Annotated in this window: 19 protein-coding genes; 14 read left to right on the top strand and 5 right to left on the bottom strand. The window is 57.3% G+C overall.

Going from position 1 to position 20138, the window contains the following annotated elements; genetic code table 11:
* Positions 1–146 precede the first annotated feature (146 nt).
* From ACUTJJ_RS11290 to ACUTJJ_RS11280, 3 genes are all read right to left on the bottom strand, one after another.
* Positions 147–899, bottom strand: a complete 753-nt coding sequence (locus ACUTJJ_RS11290) for an HpcH/HpaI aldolase family protein (protein WP_445542204.1) — start codon at positions 897–899, stop codon at positions 147–149.
* Positions 896–2596, bottom strand: a complete 1701-nt coding sequence (locus ACUTJJ_RS11285) for an aldehyde dehydrogenase family protein (RefSeq protein WP_445542203.1) — start codon at positions 2594–2596, stop codon at positions 896–898. Before ACUTJJ_RS11285 ends, ACUTJJ_RS11290 begins: the two co-directional genes overlap by 4 nt.
* Before the next feature lie 112 nt (positions 2597–2708).
* Positions 2709–3170 carry an Lrp/AsnC family transcriptional regulator gene (locus tag ACUTJJ_RS11280; RefSeq protein WP_445542202.1) on the bottom strand — a complete coding sequence of 154 codons (462 nt, stop codon included), beginning with the start codon at positions 3168–3170 and terminating at the stop codon, positions 2709–2711.
* A 140-nt stretch (positions 3171–3310) separates the two neighbouring features.
* On the opposite strand from ACUTJJ_RS11280, the gene ACUTJJ_RS11275 reads away from it, so the two are divergent.
* From ACUTJJ_RS11275 to ACUTJJ_RS11235, 9 genes are read left to right on the top strand one after another with little or no spacing between them, the layout of a single operon-like run.
* A complete protein-coding gene (locus tag ACUTJJ_RS11275; protein ID WP_445542201.1) occupies positions 3311–4861 on the top strand; it encodes an ABC transporter substrate-binding protein in 1551 nt (516 codons plus the stop codon).
* Between the two features lie 21 nt (positions 4862–4882).
* On the top strand, positions 4883–5827 hold the full coding sequence (locus tag ACUTJJ_RS11270; protein ID WP_445542200.1) for an ABC transporter permease: 945 nt from the start codon (positions 4883–4885) through the stop codon (positions 5825–5827).
* Positions 5824–6639, top strand: coding sequence for an ABC transporter permease (locus tag ACUTJJ_RS11265; protein ID WP_445542199.1), 816 nt, complete (start codon positions 5824–5826; stop codon positions 6637–6639). Before ACUTJJ_RS11270 ends, ACUTJJ_RS11265 begins: the two co-directional genes overlap by 4 nt.
* A gap of 3 nt (positions 6640–6642) precedes the next feature.
* Positions 6643–8322 (top strand): ABC transporter ATP-binding protein, encoded by a 1680-nt coding sequence (locus tag ACUTJJ_RS11260; RefSeq protein WP_445542198.1) that lies wholly within the window; start codon positions 6643–6645, stop codon positions 8320–8322.
* On the top strand, positions 8319–9875 hold the full coding sequence (locus tag ACUTJJ_RS11255; RefSeq protein WP_445542197.1) for a serine hydrolase domain-containing protein: 1557 nt from the start codon (positions 8319–8321) through the stop codon (positions 9873–9875). Before ACUTJJ_RS11260 ends, ACUTJJ_RS11255 begins: the two co-directional genes overlap by 4 nt.
* Positions 9868–10725, top strand: a complete 858-nt coding sequence (locus ACUTJJ_RS11250; protein ID WP_445542196.1) for a creatininase family protein — start codon at positions 9868–9870, stop codon at positions 10723–10725. The genes ACUTJJ_RS11255 and ACUTJJ_RS11250 overlap by 8 nt, the downstream gene beginning before the upstream one ends.
* Positions 10718–11413: an RraA family protein gene (locus tag ACUTJJ_RS11245; RefSeq protein ID WP_445542195.1), complete on the top strand. Its 696-nt coding sequence runs from the start codon at positions 10718–10720 to the stop codon at positions 11411–11413. The genes ACUTJJ_RS11250 and ACUTJJ_RS11245 overlap by 8 nt, the downstream gene beginning before the upstream one ends.
* Positions 11413–12306, top strand: coding sequence for an N-formylglutamate amidohydrolase (locus tag ACUTJJ_RS11240; protein WP_445542194.1), 894 nt, complete (start codon positions 11413–11415; stop codon positions 12304–12306). The genes ACUTJJ_RS11245 and ACUTJJ_RS11240 overlap by 1 nt, the downstream gene beginning before the upstream one ends.
* 11 nt (positions 12307–12317) lie before the next feature.
* A complete protein-coding gene (locus tag ACUTJJ_RS11235) occupies positions 12318–13151 on the top strand; it encodes an alpha/beta hydrolase (protein ID WP_445542193.1) in 834 nt (277 codons plus the stop codon).
* A gap of 30 nt (positions 13152–13181) precedes the next feature.
* On the opposite strand, the gene ACUTJJ_RS11230 is transcribed toward ACUTJJ_RS11235, so the two are convergent.
* The gene (locus ACUTJJ_RS11230; RefSeq protein WP_445542192.1) at positions 13182–14060 is read right to left on the bottom strand and encodes a sucrase ferredoxin; all 879 of its coding nucleotides are present in this window, start codon (positions 14058–14060) and stop codon (positions 13182–13184) included.
* Between the two features lie 6 nt (positions 14061–14066).
* Positions 14067–15011 (bottom strand): GntR family transcriptional regulator, encoded by a 945-nt coding sequence (locus ACUTJJ_RS11225; protein ID WP_445542191.1) that lies wholly within the window; start codon positions 15009–15011, stop codon positions 14067–14069.
* 873 nt (positions 15012–15884) lie between these two features.
* Here ACUTJJ_RS11225 and ACUTJJ_RS11220 point away from each other — a divergent pair.
* From ACUTJJ_RS11220 to ACUTJJ_RS11200, 5 genes are all read left to right on the top strand, one after another.
* Complete coding sequence (locus ACUTJJ_RS11220; protein WP_445542190.1) at positions 15885–16817, top strand: LysR family transcriptional regulator; 933 nt, start codon at positions 15885–15887, stop codon at positions 16815–16817.
* A 126-nt stretch (positions 16818–16943) separates the two neighbouring features.
* Positions 16944–17747: a carbon-nitrogen hydrolase family protein gene (locus tag ACUTJJ_RS11215; protein ID WP_445542189.1), complete on the top strand. Its 804-nt coding sequence runs from the start codon at positions 16944–16946 to the stop codon at positions 17745–17747.
* A 15-nt stretch (positions 17748–17762) separates the two neighbouring features.
* Positions 17763–18428, top strand: coding sequence for an RraA family protein (locus ACUTJJ_RS11210; RefSeq protein WP_174010606.1), 666 nt, complete (start codon positions 17763–17765; stop codon positions 18426–18428).
* Positions 18429–18489: 61 nt separating this feature from the next.
* Positions 18490–19530: an ABC transporter substrate-binding protein gene (locus ACUTJJ_RS11205; protein WP_445542188.1), complete on the top strand. Its 1041-nt coding sequence runs from the start codon at positions 18490–18492 to the stop codon at positions 19528–19530.
* A 238-nt stretch (positions 19531–19768) separates the two neighbouring features.
* A partial coding sequence (locus ACUTJJ_RS11200; protein ID WP_445542187.1) for an ABC transporter ATP-binding protein occupies positions 19769–20138 on the top strand: 370 nt, incomplete at its 3' end.

Genomic DNA, 20138 nt, shown 5'->3' with positions numbered 1-20138 from the left:
CAAAATATTCTGGCAAGACGATGAGCTAAGGTTTTTCATCGCGGATGGCGGTCTCGATAAGCGTAGCAGGGGTTTGCAGGTTCGCCGCTTTGTCGTTTTGCAAATTCATCTGGATCAGTGAGATTTTCATGTCGCTTTTTCCTTTGTCAGTGCGCTAGCGAGAGAAGTTGCGCGGTGGTGTTCCAGGCGTCACGAAAACCATGCGCGATGGCACCATGCTCCATGGTCAACACAAGTGTGTGAGCATTATTTTCTAGGGCGAACTGCTTTTCGGAGACGCTCCAAGCCGGTAAAAGCCAGTGTTTGCCGGCGGCATGCGCCGTATCAGCCACGGTTTTCAGGTCGGCAAAGTCAGCCTCACTGCGTTTATAGGCACCACGGCCGCGGCGCAGTGACAGATCGCTGGGGCCAACGAAAACGCCATCGACACTGGCAAGGGCGAGGATCTTGTCGATGTCTCTGAGCGCGCCAGCATGTTCGATCATCGGGTAACAACGGGTGTTGCGATCCTGATCAACAAACCATTGATCGTCCGGGCTACCATATGAGACGGTACGTCCACCGGCGAAACTGCGCTCGCCATGCGGCGGGAACTTTGCATAGGAGCATGTCTTTTCCGCATGCGCAGCATCGAGAATATGCGGAATGACCACGGCATCGGCACCGAAATCCAGTGCCTGCTGTATGGGGCCGCGTTTCGGGGCCAGAACCTTTGCCAGCACGTCGACGCCCAGACCTTTGAGAACCGGAATGAAACGCTCAAGCGTTTCGAGGTCGAAACTGCCGTGCTCGATATCGAGAACGGCTGACGTGTAACCAATGGATGCCGCAATTTCCGCTGCGGCAACGTTGGGTCCTGAAAGCCAAACGGCTGATTTGTGTCGTGAAATAGGTGTCATGACTGATATCTCATACCGGAAGGGAAAGGGCCGCTGTTATCCAAGGACATGGCGGACGGCATCTGCTGTGACAGAGACAATGTGCTCTGCCTCTTCCTTCGCCAGGCACAAGGGCGGCGCAAAACCGTGATGTCGCTCTGCGGCATGGCACGGACAATGAGGCCACGCTCCAGCATGGCCGCGACGATGGAGGCACCAACCTTCTTTGATGGATCAAAGAAACGACGATCACCGCGATCTTCCACCAGTTCAACGGCCGCCATCAGACCGTCACCACGCACGTCACCGACATTGGCATGGGAACCAACCGTCCGTGCGAGCGCGTCACGGAACCAGGCACCGGTCACTTTGGCGTTTTCGACAAGACCGAGCCGCCATTGGCGGGCGCCATTTTCCGTCACCACATAGGCAATAAGACCATAGCCGATGTTGTCGGCGCGTCGGACAACCTCGTCTGCACTGTCGAAGGCGCTGACGGCGGCGACCGGTCCAAAAGTTTCCTCGCGCATGATAAGAGCATCATCGCCCACACAGGCGAGGAGTATCGGTGCGTAAAAAAGCGCACCTTCCGGATGCGGTTTTCCGCCGACAATGCAGTGCGCCCCGCGGGCAAGCGCATCGCGCACTTGAGCCTCGACACCACTGACCGCCTTTAGATGCATCAGCGGGCCAATGTCGGTGTCCGGCTCCAGACCATTGCCGACACGAAGTTCAGCAATGCGTTCTGCAAACTGTTTGAGAAGGGCATCGTATATGGAACGGTGCACAAAGATGCGGTTGGCTGCGACGTAATCCTGCCCGGATGTTGCGAATTTTGCATCCATGGCAATATCAACCGCACGGCTGACATCTGCATCTTCAAAAACGATCAAGGGCGCATAGCCGCCCAGCTCCATGACAAGCCTTTTCATGGTCGGCGCGCAGCGGCCAGCAATCAGTTTTGCGACATCGGTCGAACCGGTGAAGCTGAGCGCGCCGACACGGGTATCGTCACACAATGCGCCGACGATCTCGATGGAACCTCCCGTCAAGACATTAAAGACACCGGCCGGAAATCCGGCACGTTCTGCGAGTTCCTCCAGCGCCAATGCAGACAAAGGCGTTTCACTCGACGGATGAGCAACGACGGTGCAGCCAGCGGCAAGGGCGGCCGCGGCCTTGCGTGTCAGCATGGCAGAGGGGAAACTCCATGGGGTAACCAGAGCCGCAACACCAATCGCTTCGCGGCGGATGATCATCTCCGCATCGGGCAGGTGAGGTGTCACGCCTTCGGTGTTCAGGCGACGACCTTCTTCGGCATACCACTCGGAAAACGAGGCGGCGTAGTCGATCTCGCCCAAGGCCTCGGCAAGCGGTTTTCCCTGCTCAAGCACCATGATGAGTACTAAATCCTGCCGGTGCTTGCGGATCAGTTCTGCCCAGTTGCGCAGAAGGGCAGCACGTTTCTCAGGCAACAATGCCTGCCAGCCGGGAAATGCCTGGGAGGCCGCAGCGATGGCAGTGTGAACTTCATCCACACCGGCCATTGTCACCCGCGCGATGGGCTGGCCGGTTGCCGGATCCGTCACCGCAAAACCCTTCGCTCCGGCGACCCATCGCCCATCACAACAGGAAAGCTCACGCAACAGGCTGGGGTCTTCAAGACTATCGAGTGCGACATGCCGCCGCTCGCGGCGCCTCATCAAGGCCTCGCTCATATGTTCTGTCCTCAGGTGTTATTGACGTGAGGCGAGTATTACAGAACCGGGATGAGTGGGTGGTCCAAAGAAGGATGTGTCACAGCCCGGCCGGACTGTTTATCAGCCGGTTTCAGTCCGGACGGTCTTTCACCGTTCGTGTGACGATGTAGGTAAAATAACGCTGGATACCGATTTCCATGGTCAGCAAACGGTCAACGAGACGTTGATAACTATCGATGTCGGCGGTCTCGACCGTCAGAAAATAATCGACGCCGCCGCCCACTGACCAGCAGGAGGCGATTTCGGTTATTTCGTATATCGCCGCTTCGAAGCGTTTGAAGTCCGCGTGGCGGTGGCTAGCAAGGGTGACCTCTACCAGCACTCTGACAGCTGCCGCCTGCTCGGTGCACGAAACACGGGCGTGGTAACCGGTAATGATGCCTTCCGCTTCCAGTCGTTTCAGCCGCGCCCAGGCCGGCGTTGCCGATAGGCCAACCGCCCCGGCTAGCGCCTGCTTGGTCAGGCATCCATTGCGTTTGACCGCCTCAATGATGCGTTGATCGATGGGATCGACTTTCAGTTTTTCCTCCATTGCCGCTTGACAGGGGTGTTAAATCAGGCCGGATCGATATGGTTTGAACATGTTTTTATAATGCACATTGAAACATGCTTGACTATGTTTTTTACATATGAAATGTTTTTTGCATAAACATAAAACAAGAGGGCAAACTTATGTCACTGTCGAAAACGGCCATGCGCGCATTCCTCGCATCTGCCGCTCTGGCGCTTCCCGGATTGGCTTTCGCCAATACGCTCAATGTGCAGATCACCGCAGATATCCGCAGTTCCCAGCCAGGCATCAATCGCGATGCAGGCACGGACTCAGTCATGCTGAATGTGGTGGAGGGCCTCGTTGCAGCCGGTGAAAAGGGTGAAATTCGCCCGATGCTTGCCAAGGAATGGACCGTTTCCGACGACGGAAAAGTGTATACATTTACCCTGCGTGACGGCGTGAAGTTTCACAATGGTGAACCGCTGAATGCCGCCGACGTGCAATGGAGCCTTGAAAAGCTGATCCGTGACCCGGAATTCAACTGCAAGGCCTTCTTCGACGGCAGCCGTGACGCCAAGCTCGAAACGATCGAGGCAAAAGATGACAAGACGGTTGTCCTAACGCTGGATCGCCCCGACGCGATGTTTCTGAACTATATGGCACAGGCACAATGTGGCTCCACCGGCATCGTGCATCGCTCGTCCTTTGGCGATGATGGCAAGTGGAAAACACCAATTGCCACGGGTCCCTTCGTGTTTGGCGAGTGGAAGCGTGGGCAGGGGCTGACGCTGAAGAAATTTGCCGATTACGCCCCAAACGGCGACATGCCGGATGGTTATGGCGGACGCAAGGACGTGCTGGTCGACGAGGTGAAATATGTCGTCGTGCCGGATACGGCAACCGCGGTGGCGGGTCTTCGCAGTGGTGCACTGGATGTTCTTCCCTACCTGCCTCCGGCGGAAGCCGCAAAGCTGAAGGATGAAAAGGACTTCACGATTGTTGCAGCCCCGCATGGCGGCCTGATCACCATGCTGTTCCAGACCGCCGATCCGCTGATGTCCAAGGTGGAAATGCGCCAGGCGGTGATTGCAGCACTTGATACACCGCAGATCGTCAATTCTGTCACCTACGGTCTCGGCGTGACCAACAATTCGCTGGTGGCATCCGGCTCGCTGTATCACACTGCCGCGCAGGACAAGGGATATACCTACGATCCCACCGCCGTGCAGGCATTGCTGACCAATGCCGGTTACAAGGGCGAGAAGATCGCCATTCTCACCAACCGCCGCTCTGCCATCAACTACGACACGGCAATCATTGCGCAGGCGATGTTGCAGTCGGCCGGCATCAATGCCGAAATCGAAGTTCTGGAATGGGCAAGCCAGCTTGACCGCTTCAACAGCGGTAAATTCCAGATCATGGCGTTCAATTACTCAAACAGAACCGATCCGGCGCTCGCCTACCAGACGGTTGTCGGCTCGAAGGCCAAAAAGGCCAATGCCATCTGGGACGATGCCGAGGTGAGTGAACTTGTCAGTCGCGCGCTGCAGGAGGCCGACGCGGCCAAACGCCAGCCCATCTTTGATGACCTGCACAGCCGTTTTCTGCAGCAGGTACCTTTCGTGATGTTGGCCAACGGCCTCGATGTCGGCGTCTCCGGCCCCAAAGTCAAGGGCTACCGCACCTGGCAGGGCTTTGCCCGCTTCTGGGGCGTTGAAAAAAACCAGTAAGAGTGACTGTCGGATAGCGTGATGCTTAAATTTGCTCTGAGCCGATTATTATCGGCAATCCCCACCCTGTTCATCGTCTCGGTGGCGGTGTTCGGTCTTGTCCGCCTGATACCCGGCGACCCGGCCAGTCTGATGCTCGGTGATCTCGCCGATCCCGATACACTGGCCGCCGCTCGCAAATCGATGGGACTGGACCAACCCGTGCCGCTTCAGTTCGTTATCTGGCTCGGCAACGTCATACAGGGCGATCTCGGCCACTCTGTCCTCAATGGTCAGCCTGTCCTAGAACTGGTGCTACAACGGTTTTCGACCAGTGCCTGGATGGTGCTGATTGCAGTTGCACTTTCGGTGCTGATCGCTGTGCCACTCGGCATGGCGGCAGCCTGGAAGCAGAATGGCAGCCTTGATCTGGTCATCGTTGCCATGTCGACCTTGCTTCTGTCAGTCCCGACCTTCTGGTTGGGATTGATGATCCTGCTCGGTTTCGGCCTCAAGCTCGGCTGGTTGCCGGTGCTCGGTTATGTCTCCGTGACAGAAGATGCAGCCGCGGGACTGATCTACCTGATCATGCCGGTGGCGACACTGGTTCTGCATGAGGTGGGCATCATCGTGCGCATGGCACGCGCCTCGACGCTGGATGTATTGCGGCTGGATTACATTATCCATGCCCGTGCCAAGGGTCTCAGCGAATGGGCAGTGTTGATGCGCCATGCGGCCCGCAATGCCTTTGGCCCGACCTGGACACTGATCGGCCTTATTCTTGGCAACCTGCTTGGTGGTGTTGCCGTGGTGGAAACTGTCTTCACCATTCCGGGCCTTGGTCGATTGATCGTCGATTCCATCTATGCCCGCGATTACGCCGTTGTGCAGGGCTGCCTGCTGTTCGTGGCCGTCACCTATCTTCTCGTCAATCTGCTGGTTGACCTGCTTTATCCGCTGTTCGATCCGAGAGTGACTGCAGAATGAAACGCCATCACAGAAATCGTATCTTCGGCGGCGCGCTTCTGGCCTGTTTTTTCGGGGCAGCCCTTGCCGGACGGATCTGGACACCCTTTGACCCGATGCGCATTGACCTGCGCGCGAAATTGCAAGCGCCGGATGCCGTCCACTGGCTGGGCACCGATGAGTTTGGCCGCGATGTGCTGTCGCGGCTGATGACAGCGGCGGGAACCAGCGTGTCAATCAGCCTGGTCACAGTGTCGATTGCCGTTCTCTCCGGCATCATCCTTGGTGTTCTGGCAGGTTATGCCCGTGGCTGGACCGACCGGGTGATCATGGCCTTCAACGACGCGTTGCTCGCCTTTCCTAGCATGCTGCTCGCACTGGCCCTGCTGTCGATCACTGGTGCCAACATGTACGGCATCATCCTGGCGCTCGGCATTGCCTACACGCCTTCCATGGTGCGCGTGGTGCGCGGTTCGGTGCTGTCACTGCGTGAGCGTGAATTTATCGAATCATCGCGCATCATGGGCAATTCCGCTGCTTACACGATGTTTCGCCATATCGTGCCGAACTGCCTTGGTCCGGTGATCGTTCTGGCAACCTCGATGTTCGGCTCGGTGCTGCTGACCGAAAGTGCACTCAGTTTCCTTGGTCTCGGTGTTCCACCACCAGCGCCAACCTGGGGTAACATGCTGGCCAGCGGCCGCCCGCACATCGCCGAAGCCATGTGGCTCGGCATCTTCCCGGGTTTGTGTATTTCTCTGTCGCTACTCGGCATCAACCTGTTCGGGGATGCAATCCGCGACCGTTTCGACCCACGCATGAGGGGATTGTAAGCCATGAACCAACCTCTCATTCAGGTTGAGCATCTCAGCCTCTCCGTCAACAGCATGACCGAACACCGCATCGTGCAGGACGTGTCTTTCGAGGTCGGCGCGGGCGAAATCGTCGGCATTGTCGGAGAAAGTGGCTCCGGCAAAACCATGGTGGCCCGCAGCCTGATGGGCCTTCAGCCACCGGCCATTGCCATTTCCGGCGGGGACATCCGTTTCGAAGGACGCTCGGTGCCTTCTATGACGGCGAAGGACATCCGTGCGCTGCGCGGCTCCAGACTTGGCATGGTGTTTCAGGAACCTATGACCTCGCTCAATCCGTCGATGACCATCGGCAAACAGCTTGAGGAACCGCTGAAACTGCACACAAGGCTGGATATGGCCGCGCGGCGTCAGCGTATTCTCGATATCTTATGGCGGGTCGGCATTCAGGATCCAGATGATGCATTGCTGGCCTTCCCACACCAGTTTTCCGGCGGCATGCGCCAGCGCATGATGCTAGCCTCCGCCATGCTGCTCAAACCATCGCTACTGATCGCCGACGAGCCGACCACGGCTCTTGATGCGCTGGTCCAGCGCGAAGTGCTGGGACTGATGCTGGAAATGGTACGCAGTGAAAACACGGCGCTGCTGATGATCAGCCACGACCTGCCCATGGTGGCACGCTACTGCAACCGGATCATCGTCATGCGACAGGGCGAGATCGTCGAACAGGGACCGGTTGAGCAAATCATCTCCCGTCCGACCCATGACTATACCCGCGAATTGCTACAATCCATGCCAGTACGCGGACCGGCGCGGCAGATTGATGCTGCCACAAAGCCTGTGATGGAAGCGCGCGGCATCGAGGTGACCTACAGTGCAAGCGGCGGTTTTCTTGCGCCACGCAAAACCAAAAAAGCACTGCATGGTGTCGATCTGGTGGTGCGTCCCGGTGAAATCGTGGCGCTGGTTGGTGCTTCCGGTTCAGGCAAAACAACGCTTGGCCGTTGTATTGCCGGTTTGGTGCCAGCCTCATCAGGACAGATTTCCTTTGCCGGTGAAGAGGTCAAGCCGGGGTCTGAGGCCTGGCGTCACTACCGCCTGAATTGCCAGATGATCTTTCAGGACCCGTTCGGTTCGCTTGATCCACGCATGAAGATCCGCGACATCGTCGCAGAGGCGCTGCGTCATGACACAGAGATCAGCCGAGATGAGAAAAAGCAACGTACCGTCGCCATTCTCAAGGAGGTGGGACTGGACGAACGTTACCTTGACCGTTTCCCGCACGAACTTTCCGGCGGCCAGCGGCAACGTGTGGCAATTGCCCGTGCCGTGGTCGGGCGGCCACAATTTGTCATCGCCGATGAAGCGGTCGCGGCACTGGACGTGACGGTCAGGGCGAAGGTTCTGGAACTGCTGGCAGACTTGCAAGAACGTTATGGTTTTTCCTGCCTGTTCATCAGCCACGATCTGGGCGTCGTGGAGCAACTGGCCGACCGCGTGGTGGTGATGCGCGACGGCGCGATCGTCGAACAAGGCAGCCGCGACGTGATTTTTGACAGTCCGCAGTCGGACTACACACGGGCATTGCTCTCAGCCATTCCAACCCTGACCCGCACGGAAACCGGTGTCTCGCTCAACTGGCGTTTTGCGCCGGACGAAACAGCACAGATGCAAGGCAAGCAGGCGGACGCATATCAATGACACATACCGCAATACCCACAGGCCTGCCGCGTGCGACGCCTTGTGCGCACCAAACCGACCCAGCAGTCGTGCTTGCCATGCTTGACGAGATTAAACGTCAGGATCTGGAGCTACACAGCCTGCTGATCTGGCAAAATGGTGCATTGATCACTGACGCTTATTGGGCACCCTATACGGCGGCGCGCCCGCATATGATGCACTCGGTTACCAAGAGTTTCACCTCGATGGCGGTTGGGTTGGCGGTCGCTGACGGCCTGCTTTCGGTTGATGACAGGGTGCTGTCTTTCTTCCCCGATTACATCGGTCCTGTTGACGACAATCTCCGCGCCATGAGGTTACGGCACCTTCTGACCATGACCAGCGGTCACGGCCGCGGTATTTCCGGCGGCTCCTGGCGACGGCTGACATCGAGCTGGATCGAGGACTTTCTGTGCAAGCAGACCCCACACCGGCCCGGCGACGTCTTTGTTTACGACAGCGCGGCAAGTTACATGCTGTCTGCCATCGTACAGCAGGTCAGCGGACGCATGATCGCAGACTATCTTTCCGAGCGTATTTTCAAACCGATGAACATGTCGTCCGGCATGAGTTGGGATACCGGCACCGACGGCGTAAACACCGGCGGAAATGGCCTCAGTTGCACCAGCGAAGACATGCTGAAACTTGGCATCCTGCATCTTCAGGGAGGGAAGTGGCAGGGTCGCCAACTTCTGCCCCGGTCATGGGTGCAGGCCGCAACGGGAACGCAGGTGCGTGACGTGGTGCTCGGCGTCTTTACTGGCGACCACTATCTCGGCCCCGACGAGGTGGCGGATGGCGGCAAGGTCAGCCGCCGTGAGGGCTATGGCTATCAATGGTGGCGTGGACCGCATGACAGCTTCTCCGCCAACGGACTGTTCGGGCAATATTGCATCGTCTTGCCGCAAAAAAAGGCTGTTGTCGCCTTTACCGGTGGGCTCGAAGACAGCGACCGGCGTGTCCACCGCCTGATCTACGACCTGTTGCGACCAGCACTTGGCAGCGGGGCTGCCCCTTCGCAAGCCGACCAAATGCTTGAGGAAAGACTGGTGGGATTGCGGCTGAAGGATTTTACTGATGTGGCTTTCAATCCGGAAGGACTGCCGTGCGGCACATGGCATATGGCGGCAAACGACCAAGGCGTGAAAACCATATCCATAACCAATGAAAAGGACGCTGTTGTCTTCACGCTAAGCGATGCCGACGGAACCCATGACGTGCGCGCCGGCTGCGGCCACTACCTCGAAACAGTGACTACAATGCCGGGTGCGCGGCTGCATCATTCCTATCAACCCGATGGCGGGCTGAAGGTGGTCGCCAGCGCCCGAATGATGACGGTCGAACAGGATGGTCCGGTTCTGCAGATGGACTGGATATTCGTTGAAACCGCATTCCGCGACACCGTTCGGCTACGTTTTGCCGGTGAAACCGTCATGCTTTCAAGGTCCGTTAACGTCAATTCCTCCGAGTTGGCACTGCCGGAATTGGTTGGACACTTGACGCACCAAGCGACAAGGGAGCGGCAACATGGGTGAAAGCGGACAGGTTGCCATCTCTCACATGACGCATAAGGAATTTGCCGAGCGTATGAAACGCCCGGCGGTGATCCTCATTCCGCTTGCATCGCAAGAGGAACAGGGGCCGCATGCGCCGATGGGCGATTTCATGCTGACGCAACGGCTTTCGGAAATGTGTGCTGCCGCTGGCGATGGCCTGACGGCACCGGTTCTACCATTTGGTTATGCCGAATTTTTCCGAGCGATTGCCGGTGGAGTTCAATTGCGTGCCACGACATTTTCCGCCGTGCTGGAGGACATTTTGACCTCCTTCCTCGACCACAGTCACAACAGGCTGCTGATCTTCAACGGACACACCACCAATGCATCTCTGATCGATCAGGTGTGCCGCAAAGTGCGGCGGGAAACAGGAGTGCTGATCCCCTCCCTCAATATCTGGCAAAGCCTGCCTGACAACCTGTGGACCAACCTTTATGGCGAAAACGCCGGACGTGTACGCGGCCATGGCGGCGAGCCGATGACATCAGTCTACATGCATCTGTTTCCGGAACTGATGGATGGTGAGGCGGTACGCGTAGCTGCGCCGCGCGGCAGCGTGTTCGGCTTGCCGATTGGCGGTGTCTCGGCCAGCCGGTTCAATGGATTGCCGCTACATATCCCGCTTGACTGCACGGAAGTTGATCCGGCCGGCATGCTGGGTGGCCTTGCCTCCCTGGCAAGCGCTGAAAAAGGCAAGGCGATTTGCGATCATATTGTTGATCACACCGCACAATTGATGTGTCATCTCACCAATTTTGATCCAAGAGATGCTGTAAAACCCTTTAGCGAACAACCAGATGGTTCACCGCAAGGAGATGCTGATGACTGAATTGCGAATTGGCCCGATGCCAGCCGTGGCGCCGCAGGGGGTTATCGACGCGCTACAGCAGATCGAGACGGCAACTGTCGGGCATTTGCGCCATACCGGTTTCATGCGGGGTGACATTCAGGCCGTGAGACCGGATCAGAAAGCCCGCGCCGGTGTTGCGGTAACGCTGGCCATTCCAGCCATGTGTTCGACCCTTCTACACTATACGTTAAGCCATGTGCGACCCGGCGACATGCTGGTGATCGACAGGCTGGGAGATAATCGTCACGCCTGCCTTGGCGGCGCGGTGGCGCGTGCTGCGCGCATGGCCGGTGTGGCGGGAGTGATCATTGATGGACCGTGCACCGATGCCGCCGAAATTCTCGCGGAAGGACTGCCCGTCTGGTGCCGTGGCATCTCACCTGTGACCACCCGCCAGCTTGATCTTGGCGGCACGTTCAATCGCCCTATTTCCTGTGGTGGCGTACCCGTTCTGCCGGGAGATATCATTCTGGGAGATTCATCCGGTGTCGTGGTCCTGCCAGCCGATGAGGCGGCTGACATTGCCACTGTCTGCCTTGCCCGCGAGGGCCGTGTCGCCCGCACCATGGAGCGACTGCTTGCTGGCGAAAAGCTCGGCGACATTACCCGTGCGGTGAACAAGATCAATGCGCGGCTCAATCCGACTGACAATGAAGGTAAAAATTGATGATCCCGACATTCGGCAATCTTGAAGATGTCACGCTGGAGGGTGTCCTGTCGGTGATCGCACCGCGCACGCCGCTGGTTCCGATGGTGTTTGACAGCCCCCATAGCGGACTTGAAATGCCTGCTGACTTTACCCCTGTCGTCTCAGCCGAACGTGTCCGCGTGGCTGCCGACACGCATATCGATGATCTGTTCATGTCGGCAACCGTGATCGGTGCGCCGTTGCTGCTGGCGCATTTCCCGCGCAGTTTTCTCGACGTTAATCGCTCACTGCTGGATATGGACACACAGATTGTCGAAGGCGACTGGCCCCATCCGGTGCGTGACAGTGGCACGGCAAAACGTGGCATGGGGCTGATGTGGCGTTACGCCTGGGGCGATGAACCAATGTATGCCAGCGGGATGAGTGTGGCAGAGGCAGAGGTGCGGATTGCCACTTACTGGCAGCCTTACCACCACTATCTTGCAGCACTTTTGAACGCTGTTTATGCGCGGTTTGGCCGGGTCTATCACATCAATTGCCACTCGATGACCGCAGTCGGTCACGCCATTTCGTCCGATCCCGCTGGAACGGTGCGCGCCGATATTTGCCTTGGTGACCTGCATGGCGGATCGGCCTCGGCAGAATTCGTGTCGTTGATTGCCGGAACACTGAAAGGCGAAGGTTTGACCGTTGCCTTGAACAAGCCGTTCCGTGGCGCGGAGCTGGTTGCGGCCTATTCCAACCCAGCGCTTGAACGCCACAGCGTGCAGTTTGAAATCAACCGCAAGCTCTACATGGATGAGACAACGCGCGAACGCAACGGCGGTTACGAGGCGCTGAAATCAGTGCTGGCACGCATGAACCGCGTGCTGGCCGATTACGCCAGCCAGCAACAACCCAAGAAGCTCTGAGAGGATCTATCATGTCTGCCCAGCAAACGGCTGCGCCGCTTAACTTCTACCGCTGCGGTCGCACACCGATCTTCGCTTCGCGTATGGATCAGCGCTTTTCGTGGTGCTGCTATATCCCCGAAGAATATGATCCTGCCGGTGAAACCATACATCCGCTTGCCGTTCTCGTTCACGGCAGCCTGCGCGACGCTGATATCCTGCGCGACGAATTCATCGACTTCGCCGAACAACATCAATGCGTCCTGCTGGCACCGCTTTTCCCGGCTGGCATCGATGATCCTGATGATCTGCACAATTACAAACACATGATTTATCACGATATTCGTTATGATCTTGTTTTGCTGGATATGATCGATGAATTGGCGACACGCTACCGCGTCCAAAAGGACAAGGTGCTTATGCATGGCTTTTCCGGCGGCGCGCAATTTGCCCATCGTTTTCTCTATCTTCACCCGCGGAGGCTTCGAGCCGTTTCGGTCGGTGCGCCGGGCACTGTCACGCTCCCCGATGATCGGGCCAATTGGTGGATCGGTTTGAACGGCATGGAAGAGATATTCGGCCAGCCTATTGATATCGACGCGATGCGCCAGGTGGCTGTGCAATTGGTTATAGGTGATGCGGACATCGAAACCTGGGATGTTAACGTGGGACCAAAATCACCCTTCTGGATGGAAGGTATCAATGATAGCGGCGAAACCCGCGTAGAGCGCTTGCGCAGCTTGGAGAAGGGCCTGAAGGCGGTTGGTGTCGAGCCACGTTTCGATACGGTTGCGGGCATCAGCCATGATGGCACCGGCATTCAGCCACCCGTCAAGTCATTCTTTTCGGCAGTTCTCGAAGGCTGAGTAAATTGGTCTGGCCGAGGACTGCAGTGTTCAGTCTTCGGCCAGAACAGATGCGGCGACCCACCGCACCACGTTTTTAGTGCCCTCAGGTTCACCAATTGTCACGCAGCGTGTGTTGACCGTAAACTCGGCCCTCTCAACGGTCACAGTGGCGTGTTGCGTGGCAATCGTCGCGTGGAAATGAAGTTGGTCGGGGTTGCAGATGTCGCTCTGCGTCTTATGAAGTGTCGCCGCTCCTATTATACCGCGCTGTCCTGCCCATTCCAGCAGCGCGATTTCTGCAGTCTGCGCAGGCGCGTCATAAGAGGGGTTGCCGCGATAGGCGGGCAGATAGGGGAAGCCCTTTCCAAGGCAATTGAGAAAGTCTCCAACCTGCGATGGCTCAAGTCGGCTGTAGCGCGCTCGTTGCGGTAAAACGACGAGCGAAGCAGCAAAACGGCATCCGCCGAGATGGGTGGATTGCAAGATGCGAAAACGACTTGGATCGGCGACCTGCCGCAGCGCCTTCCACGTCGCGAAGCCATATCGGGCGCAACAAGGGTCCTGTTTGCCATCAGTGCAGCACACGATGGTCACGCGTGGGTCAAATGTGCCTTCAAGCACGCCACCCCCCGCAATATGCAGCAACAGCCTTTCAGCTTCCTCAGGCGTCACATGGTCTCTGAAAACATCCTGATGCGTAAAACCGATATCGTCGCCATCCACCAGTGCGACGTGAATGCCCGCGGCATTGGCGGCCAGAATTGCCGAGCCGAGCCCTTCCGGCATATTATTCGATTTGATGCGTGGCACCCGCCAGTCACTGCGCGGCCAATGCAGCAGCACATAGCTCTTCGACGATCGACCAAGTCCCGGTGCCGGTTCGCCGCGCTCAGCACACAGGTCACGGCAAAAGATGCGCGCTACCATCTGCGATCAATCATCCAGCCGTGCAGGGCGCACCTCGCCACTGGCGGAAGAACGGCTGAGATGACGGAAGAGGATGGCGGAAGCCAGCTTGCGGTCGTCGCTTTTGATGGCTTCGAGAATTGCCAGGTGGTCCCGCGCCGCTTTGCGTACCCCAGCTTCGCTTAGTTCAGCAAATTCGGCATATTCCGTCATGCGCCGCAGGCTGTTCTGGCGGCGGATCGCCTGCTCGAGAAACCGGTTGTTGGCCCAGGAAACGACGGTTTCGTGGAAGCGAGCATTTGCCTCAAACCATGCCGACCCTTCAATTGATGCCAAGGGTGCGTTAACCAGTGCCGTCTGTTCATTTTCCAGCTCCAACAGCATGTCCATTTCGACGCGGAACGTATCTTCCATGACGGCGCCGCATTCGATGATGGCGCGGAAGGCATAACTTTCGTTGACCGCCTGCCGGTTGTCGAGGCATTCGGCAAAACGCCAGCCGTGCCCCTCGCGCCGTTCGGCCAGTCCTTCGGCCGACAGGCGCATCAGCGTGCGACGCACGACACCGCGTGACGTCCCGAAATGTTCGAGCAATTCGGTTTCGGACGCTTCGCTGCCGATCAGGCCGTTGGCTCTCGCGTGCATAATTTGCCGGTACAGCACATCCATCTCTGATGGCGGCACAACCTCCTCAAAGCGGTCATCTGCAGAAGGTACACGTACGAGGATGAAGCCGCGATTTTCGTTTTGCGTTACAACTCCCTTCTCAGCAAGGAATTGCAGTACCTGCCGAACAGGCGTACGCGAAATGCCGAATTCGCGGGCTAGAGCGGCGTCAGAGATCTTCCCTCCGATTGGCCACTTGCCTGCACGGACAATTGGTATCAATTTGCGAACGACTTCAATCTGGAGAGGACTAAGAATGCCGTCCGCGGTACTCGCTAGATTTGGGACACCATTTACAATAGCCACTTCTCTGAATCCAATCTGTGAAATGATTTATGCATGACTATAATACAATTTTCCGGTCATTCCGAAGCGATATTTTATTGGATCTCGCTTTTTGTCCTTTCAAAGCTTTTGAAAGCAGGTAGTCGCGTTGGGTGGCGACGCTAATGCGCTGTGCAGGGCGGTTAGGTTATGATGTGGACCGTAGTGCTCAACCATCGAGTGGTATTTCGTTGGGTGAACACCACGGAGTGCTTGCAAATGCGTCGCCGGTGGAAGGGCTTAAATTTCCGTCCACCGATTACAAGCGTAACCAAATTTTTTCAATGATCCCCCTGAAAGCCGAATTAGACAGTCTGTCCAAATCCGGGATTGAGATTAAGTGATTGGGCAAATTGGAAAAACCTCCGAGTGAAGACGAAGAAACATGAGATCGCAGGTTCGATCCCGTTCACGAGCAAGTAAATTGTTAGAAGTAGCAGCGTCGCGTTACGCCGCTGCGTAGATAGCGTTGGTTCCTTGAACGTTCTGCCAAGCCCGAAAGACTCAACACCTCGTGATCCCGTTTTGGATGATCACGGAAAGTTGTTTCTCATACGGGCGTATTGGAGAAGGCTCCGCAGGCACCCTAATCGGCCTCAAAAGACATCAATCAAAGTTAGATCTCGCTGTTTCAACGAAAGACGGTTGGTAGTTCAGCAAATCAGATCTGATCGTAAGCGGTTGACGCAGTGATGATCCGTCAATCGAAGTAACGATTCATGAGAATCAGCGCAATCACGGCGCCGACTTGCGATTGCGAGGCTCCCCAAAAAGAAGATTGGATCTGCGCAGGCGGTGTTACCAGGGCCATTGGAACGAGACCGAGCTTGCACTAACATTTCAGATATTCAGTCAATGGAGGTAAGGGAATTCCGTCCCATGAACACACGATTTCTCGAAACCTTCCTTTGGGCTGCAAGACTGAGCAGTTTCTCGGCCGCCGCGGAACGCCTGCACACTACGCAAGCTTCTGTGTCTAATCGCATTGCCGCCCTTGAGCGTGAACTCGGAGTTCTGCTGTTCACGCGAGACGTGCGCTGCGTCAACCTGACGCCTGCAGGTCGGATGGCGCTGCAACATGCAGAAAAGATCATCAACCTCACCGGCGAATTCCGACAGATCGTCAGCAGTAGGGAGGCGTTGAGGGGCACGGTGCGCATCGGTGCCGCTGATACGATCGTCTATGCTTGGCTGCCTCTTTTAATCCGTCGCATGCACGAGCAATACCCCGGCGTCAGTCTCGATCTCACCATCGATACCAGCCTGAAGCTCTCCCAGCGCATTCAAAACGGGGAGGTGGATGTCGGTTTTATCATGGGCCCAATCATGTCTGCCGACATCTATAACGCGCCCCTTTGTACCTTCGAGTCGTGCTGGGTCGGCGCGGTCGAGTTGCCGCTACCTGAAACGGGTGTTACACTTGAAGATATTGCACATTTTCCGTTACTTACCTTTTCCACGGGTTCGCAGCCGCATCAGGCGTTGCGCGCTTTGCTCGATTCTCACGGGCTGTCCGACAGCCGCATCTACAATTCCAATTCGCTGTCGATCATGACCCGCCTTGTGGCGGCCGCCGTCGGTGTTGGTGCCTTGCCGCGCGTGCTGGTGGACGGCATCATCAAGTCAGGCGAGGCGCGAATTCTGGATATCAGTCCCTCTGTTCCGCCGCTCACTTTCCACACCGTTTATCAGGAGCGTGGCGACAACGCGATCGCCAGGGCCATTGCCGATATGGCGACCGAAATCGTCAGCGAGACTACCACGCAATGGATGACATCCGTCGCCTAAAATTTGCGCTGCAGCGCAAAATGATTAATCTATAAGCTTACCTAATGGGTTTCGATAGAGTTTTTCCGTTTGTAATGGAAACAGTTCCCGTTCTTAATTCTCCTCGCAACATGAGAGGAGAGCAACGTGAAAGTCTCACTTGTTCAAATGAATACCCAGAATGACAAGGCAGAAAACCTGAAGGTTGCTGCCGATCTTGTAGAGAAGGCAGTCAAGTCGGATAATCCGGACCTTGTTGTTCTTCCTGAATACTTCGCATTTCTTGGAGATAATCCTCAGGAAATGCATGAGAGCGGGGAAGAGTTTCCCGGCGGCGAGATTTACACGCTGCTCTCTGGGCTGGCCAAGAAGCACGCGATCACGCTGCATGCCGGATCCATCGTCGAGAAGGAAGGCAACCGCTTTTACAATTCGACGCTCGTTTTCGGTCCTGATGGCAGCCAGATCGCCCGTTACCGCAAAATCCACCTGTTCGACGTGGATACGCCGAACGGCATCAGCTACCGCGAATCCGACTCGGTCGCCCGTGGCGAAGATGTCGTGACCTACAAGGTGGGCGACAAAACGGTGGGCTGCGGCATCTGCTACGATATTCGTTTTCCGGAACTCTTCCGCGCCCTGCGCGACAAGGGTGCGGACGTCATCGTTCTGCCGGCTGCCTTTACACTAATGACCGGCAAGGACCATTGGGAAGTTCTAGCCCGTGCCCGCGCGGTTGAAACCCAGACCTACTTCCTGGCCGTTGGCCAGATTGGCACCCATGCCGGCGGGAAGAAGGCCTGCTGGGGGCATTCCATGGTCATCGACCCATGGGGCCACATCGTCGCCCAATGCTCCGACAGTGTCGGAACGGCCGGCGCCGCCCTCGATTTCGACTATTCGGCCAAGGTGCGCGCCAACGTACCGGTGGCGAACCACCACGTTCTCTGATCGGAGAAAGACCTAATGTTTATCGCCAACCCCATGCCTGAACAAATCGGCGCAGACATCATCGAGCTTCTTGAGAAGGTCGAGGTGGCAACGATCGGTCACGTGCTTCATTCCGGCTTCGTCGATCCTGAAATCCGCGCCGTCCTTCCGGGTAAGCGTGTGGCCGGTACCGCCGTCACGCTGCGCATCCCGAATGCGGATTCGACCATGCTCCACTATCTCTCGCAATTCGTGCGCCCCGGGGATATCGTCCTCATCGACCGTTGCGGCGATACCCGCCACGCCTGCTGGGGCGGTGTCATCACCAACACCATGAAGATGGCAGGCGTCAAAGCCGGCGTCGTTGATGGCCCGGCGACCGATTTCTCGGAATTCGCCAAGGTCGACATGCCCATGTGGTGCCGTGGCCCTTCGCCGATCACCACCAAGATCCTTGGTCTCGAAGGCGCGATCAACATTCCGATCAGCGTCGGCGGGCAGACGATCAATCCGGGCGATGCGATCCTGTGCGATGAAAGCGGCGTTGTCGCGCTTCATCCAAGCCAGGCCCGCGCCATGGCCGAGCGCGCCATCGGCATGCAGGAAGCAGAAATCGTGCTTCTGGAACGCCTGCGCAACGGTGAGAAATTGCCCGATATCTCCGGCGCCAACAAGCTCGTTCAGGCCAAGCTCAGCGCCTGATGCCGTCTCACGGGTGGCGGACCAGTCCGCCACCGCCAATAATAATAGAGGGAACAGGACAATGAAGAAAACGATACTTCTCAGTGGAATTTTCATGCTCGGTGCGGCCGCCATGCCGGCGCATGCGCAGCAGAGCGTGACGTTCCTCGGCTATAGCGGCCTTTTTCAGGAGCGCTACACCAAGGCCGTGATCGAACCTTTCATGGCGGCCAACCCGGACATCAAGATCGAATATTTCCCGCAGCAGGGTTCTGCCGCAATGCTCGGCTCGCTGCGCGCCCAGAAGGCTGCTCCGCAGTCCGATGTCGCCCTGATGGACGTTTCCGTCGCCAAGACAGGCACGGACGAAGGTCTGTTCGACAAGGTCGATGAAAGCGTGTCGAAGAACGTCGCCGATCTCTACCCCAACGCCCGTTTCGAAGGCGTGGCCGGCGTTGGCGTAACGTTCGACAATCTCGTGCTCATTTACAATACCGATGCCATCAAGACGCCGCCCGACAGCTGGAACGCCCTGAAGGACAGCGCATTCAAGGGCAAGGTCGCCATGCTCAGCGCCCCCGATATCGTCGGCATCGGCACCACGATCATCATGGATCACATGAATGGCGGCACTGATTTCATCAAGAACATCGATGCCGGCACCAAGGCCATGGCGGAAGTTGCGCCGAATGTTCAGACCTGGGAGCCGAAGCCGGAAGTCTATCCGAATGTCGTCAACGGTCAGGTTTCACTGGGCGTGGGCTGGAACGCCCGCAGCCAAGTGAATGCTGACGGTTCCAACGGCAAGATGAAGGTGGTTCTGCCGAAGGAAGGCACGATCCTCCAGATCAACACGCTCAACATCGTCAAAGGCGGCCCGTCGTCCGAAGCTGCGCGCAAGTTCGTTGATTATGCGTTGAGCCCGGAAGCGCAGGCGGCCTTTACCGCCGCCATGTATTATGCGCCGACCAACGCCAAGGCCACGGTTGCAGCCGATGTGAGTGACCGCACGGTCGTCAAGGCGATGGACAAGGTCATCCCGGTGGACTGGATCGGCCTCTCCAAGGTCCGCGACCAGATCACGCAGGACTGGCGTCGCAAGGTCATCCCGCTCAGCCGGTAAGACTTTTGCGCCTGGTGTCGGCTCATTTCCTCCCGGTGCTGGGGCCGGGGGAGGGGTGGGTCGAACCGGCCAGGCATTCCGAGGAACCTCAAGGTCCTTACTGCGCAAGCAACCGCCAACAGCGCACGCGAATTTCGCTGCGGTTGCTTAGATCAAAAACAGCACGTGTCCACTCTTCCTCAAGGGTCGGACGTGGTCTGGAGAAAGGCAAGAAGCCAGAATGGGAACGTCAGATATCATGCAGCCAGGATTCCTCTCGATCCGTTCACTGACCAAGCGCTACGAGACAGTCGTCGCGGTCGATAATCTCAATCTGGAGATCCCCAAGGGCGAACTGGTTGCCTTTCTCGGCCCTTCCGGCTGCGGCAAATCGACGTCGCTGCGCATGATTGCGGGCCTGTCTGCCGTTTCTTCGGGCTCGATCCTGATCGACGGCAAGGACGTCACTGCGCTTGCACCCTACAAGCGTGACATTGGTCTTGTTTTCCAAAGCTACGCGCTCTTCCCGCACATGACGGTTCTCAAGAACGTGATGTTTGGTCTTGAAATGCGCAAGGTGCCGGCGGCCGAGGCGGAGCGCCGCGCCCGTGAAGCCATTGCCATGGTGC

Source organism: Agrobacterium sp. DKPNP3, from assembly GCF_052686535.1.
The sequence above is the reverse complement of the archived record's forward strand: the minus strand, read 5'-3'. Positions and strand labels throughout refer to the sequence as shown.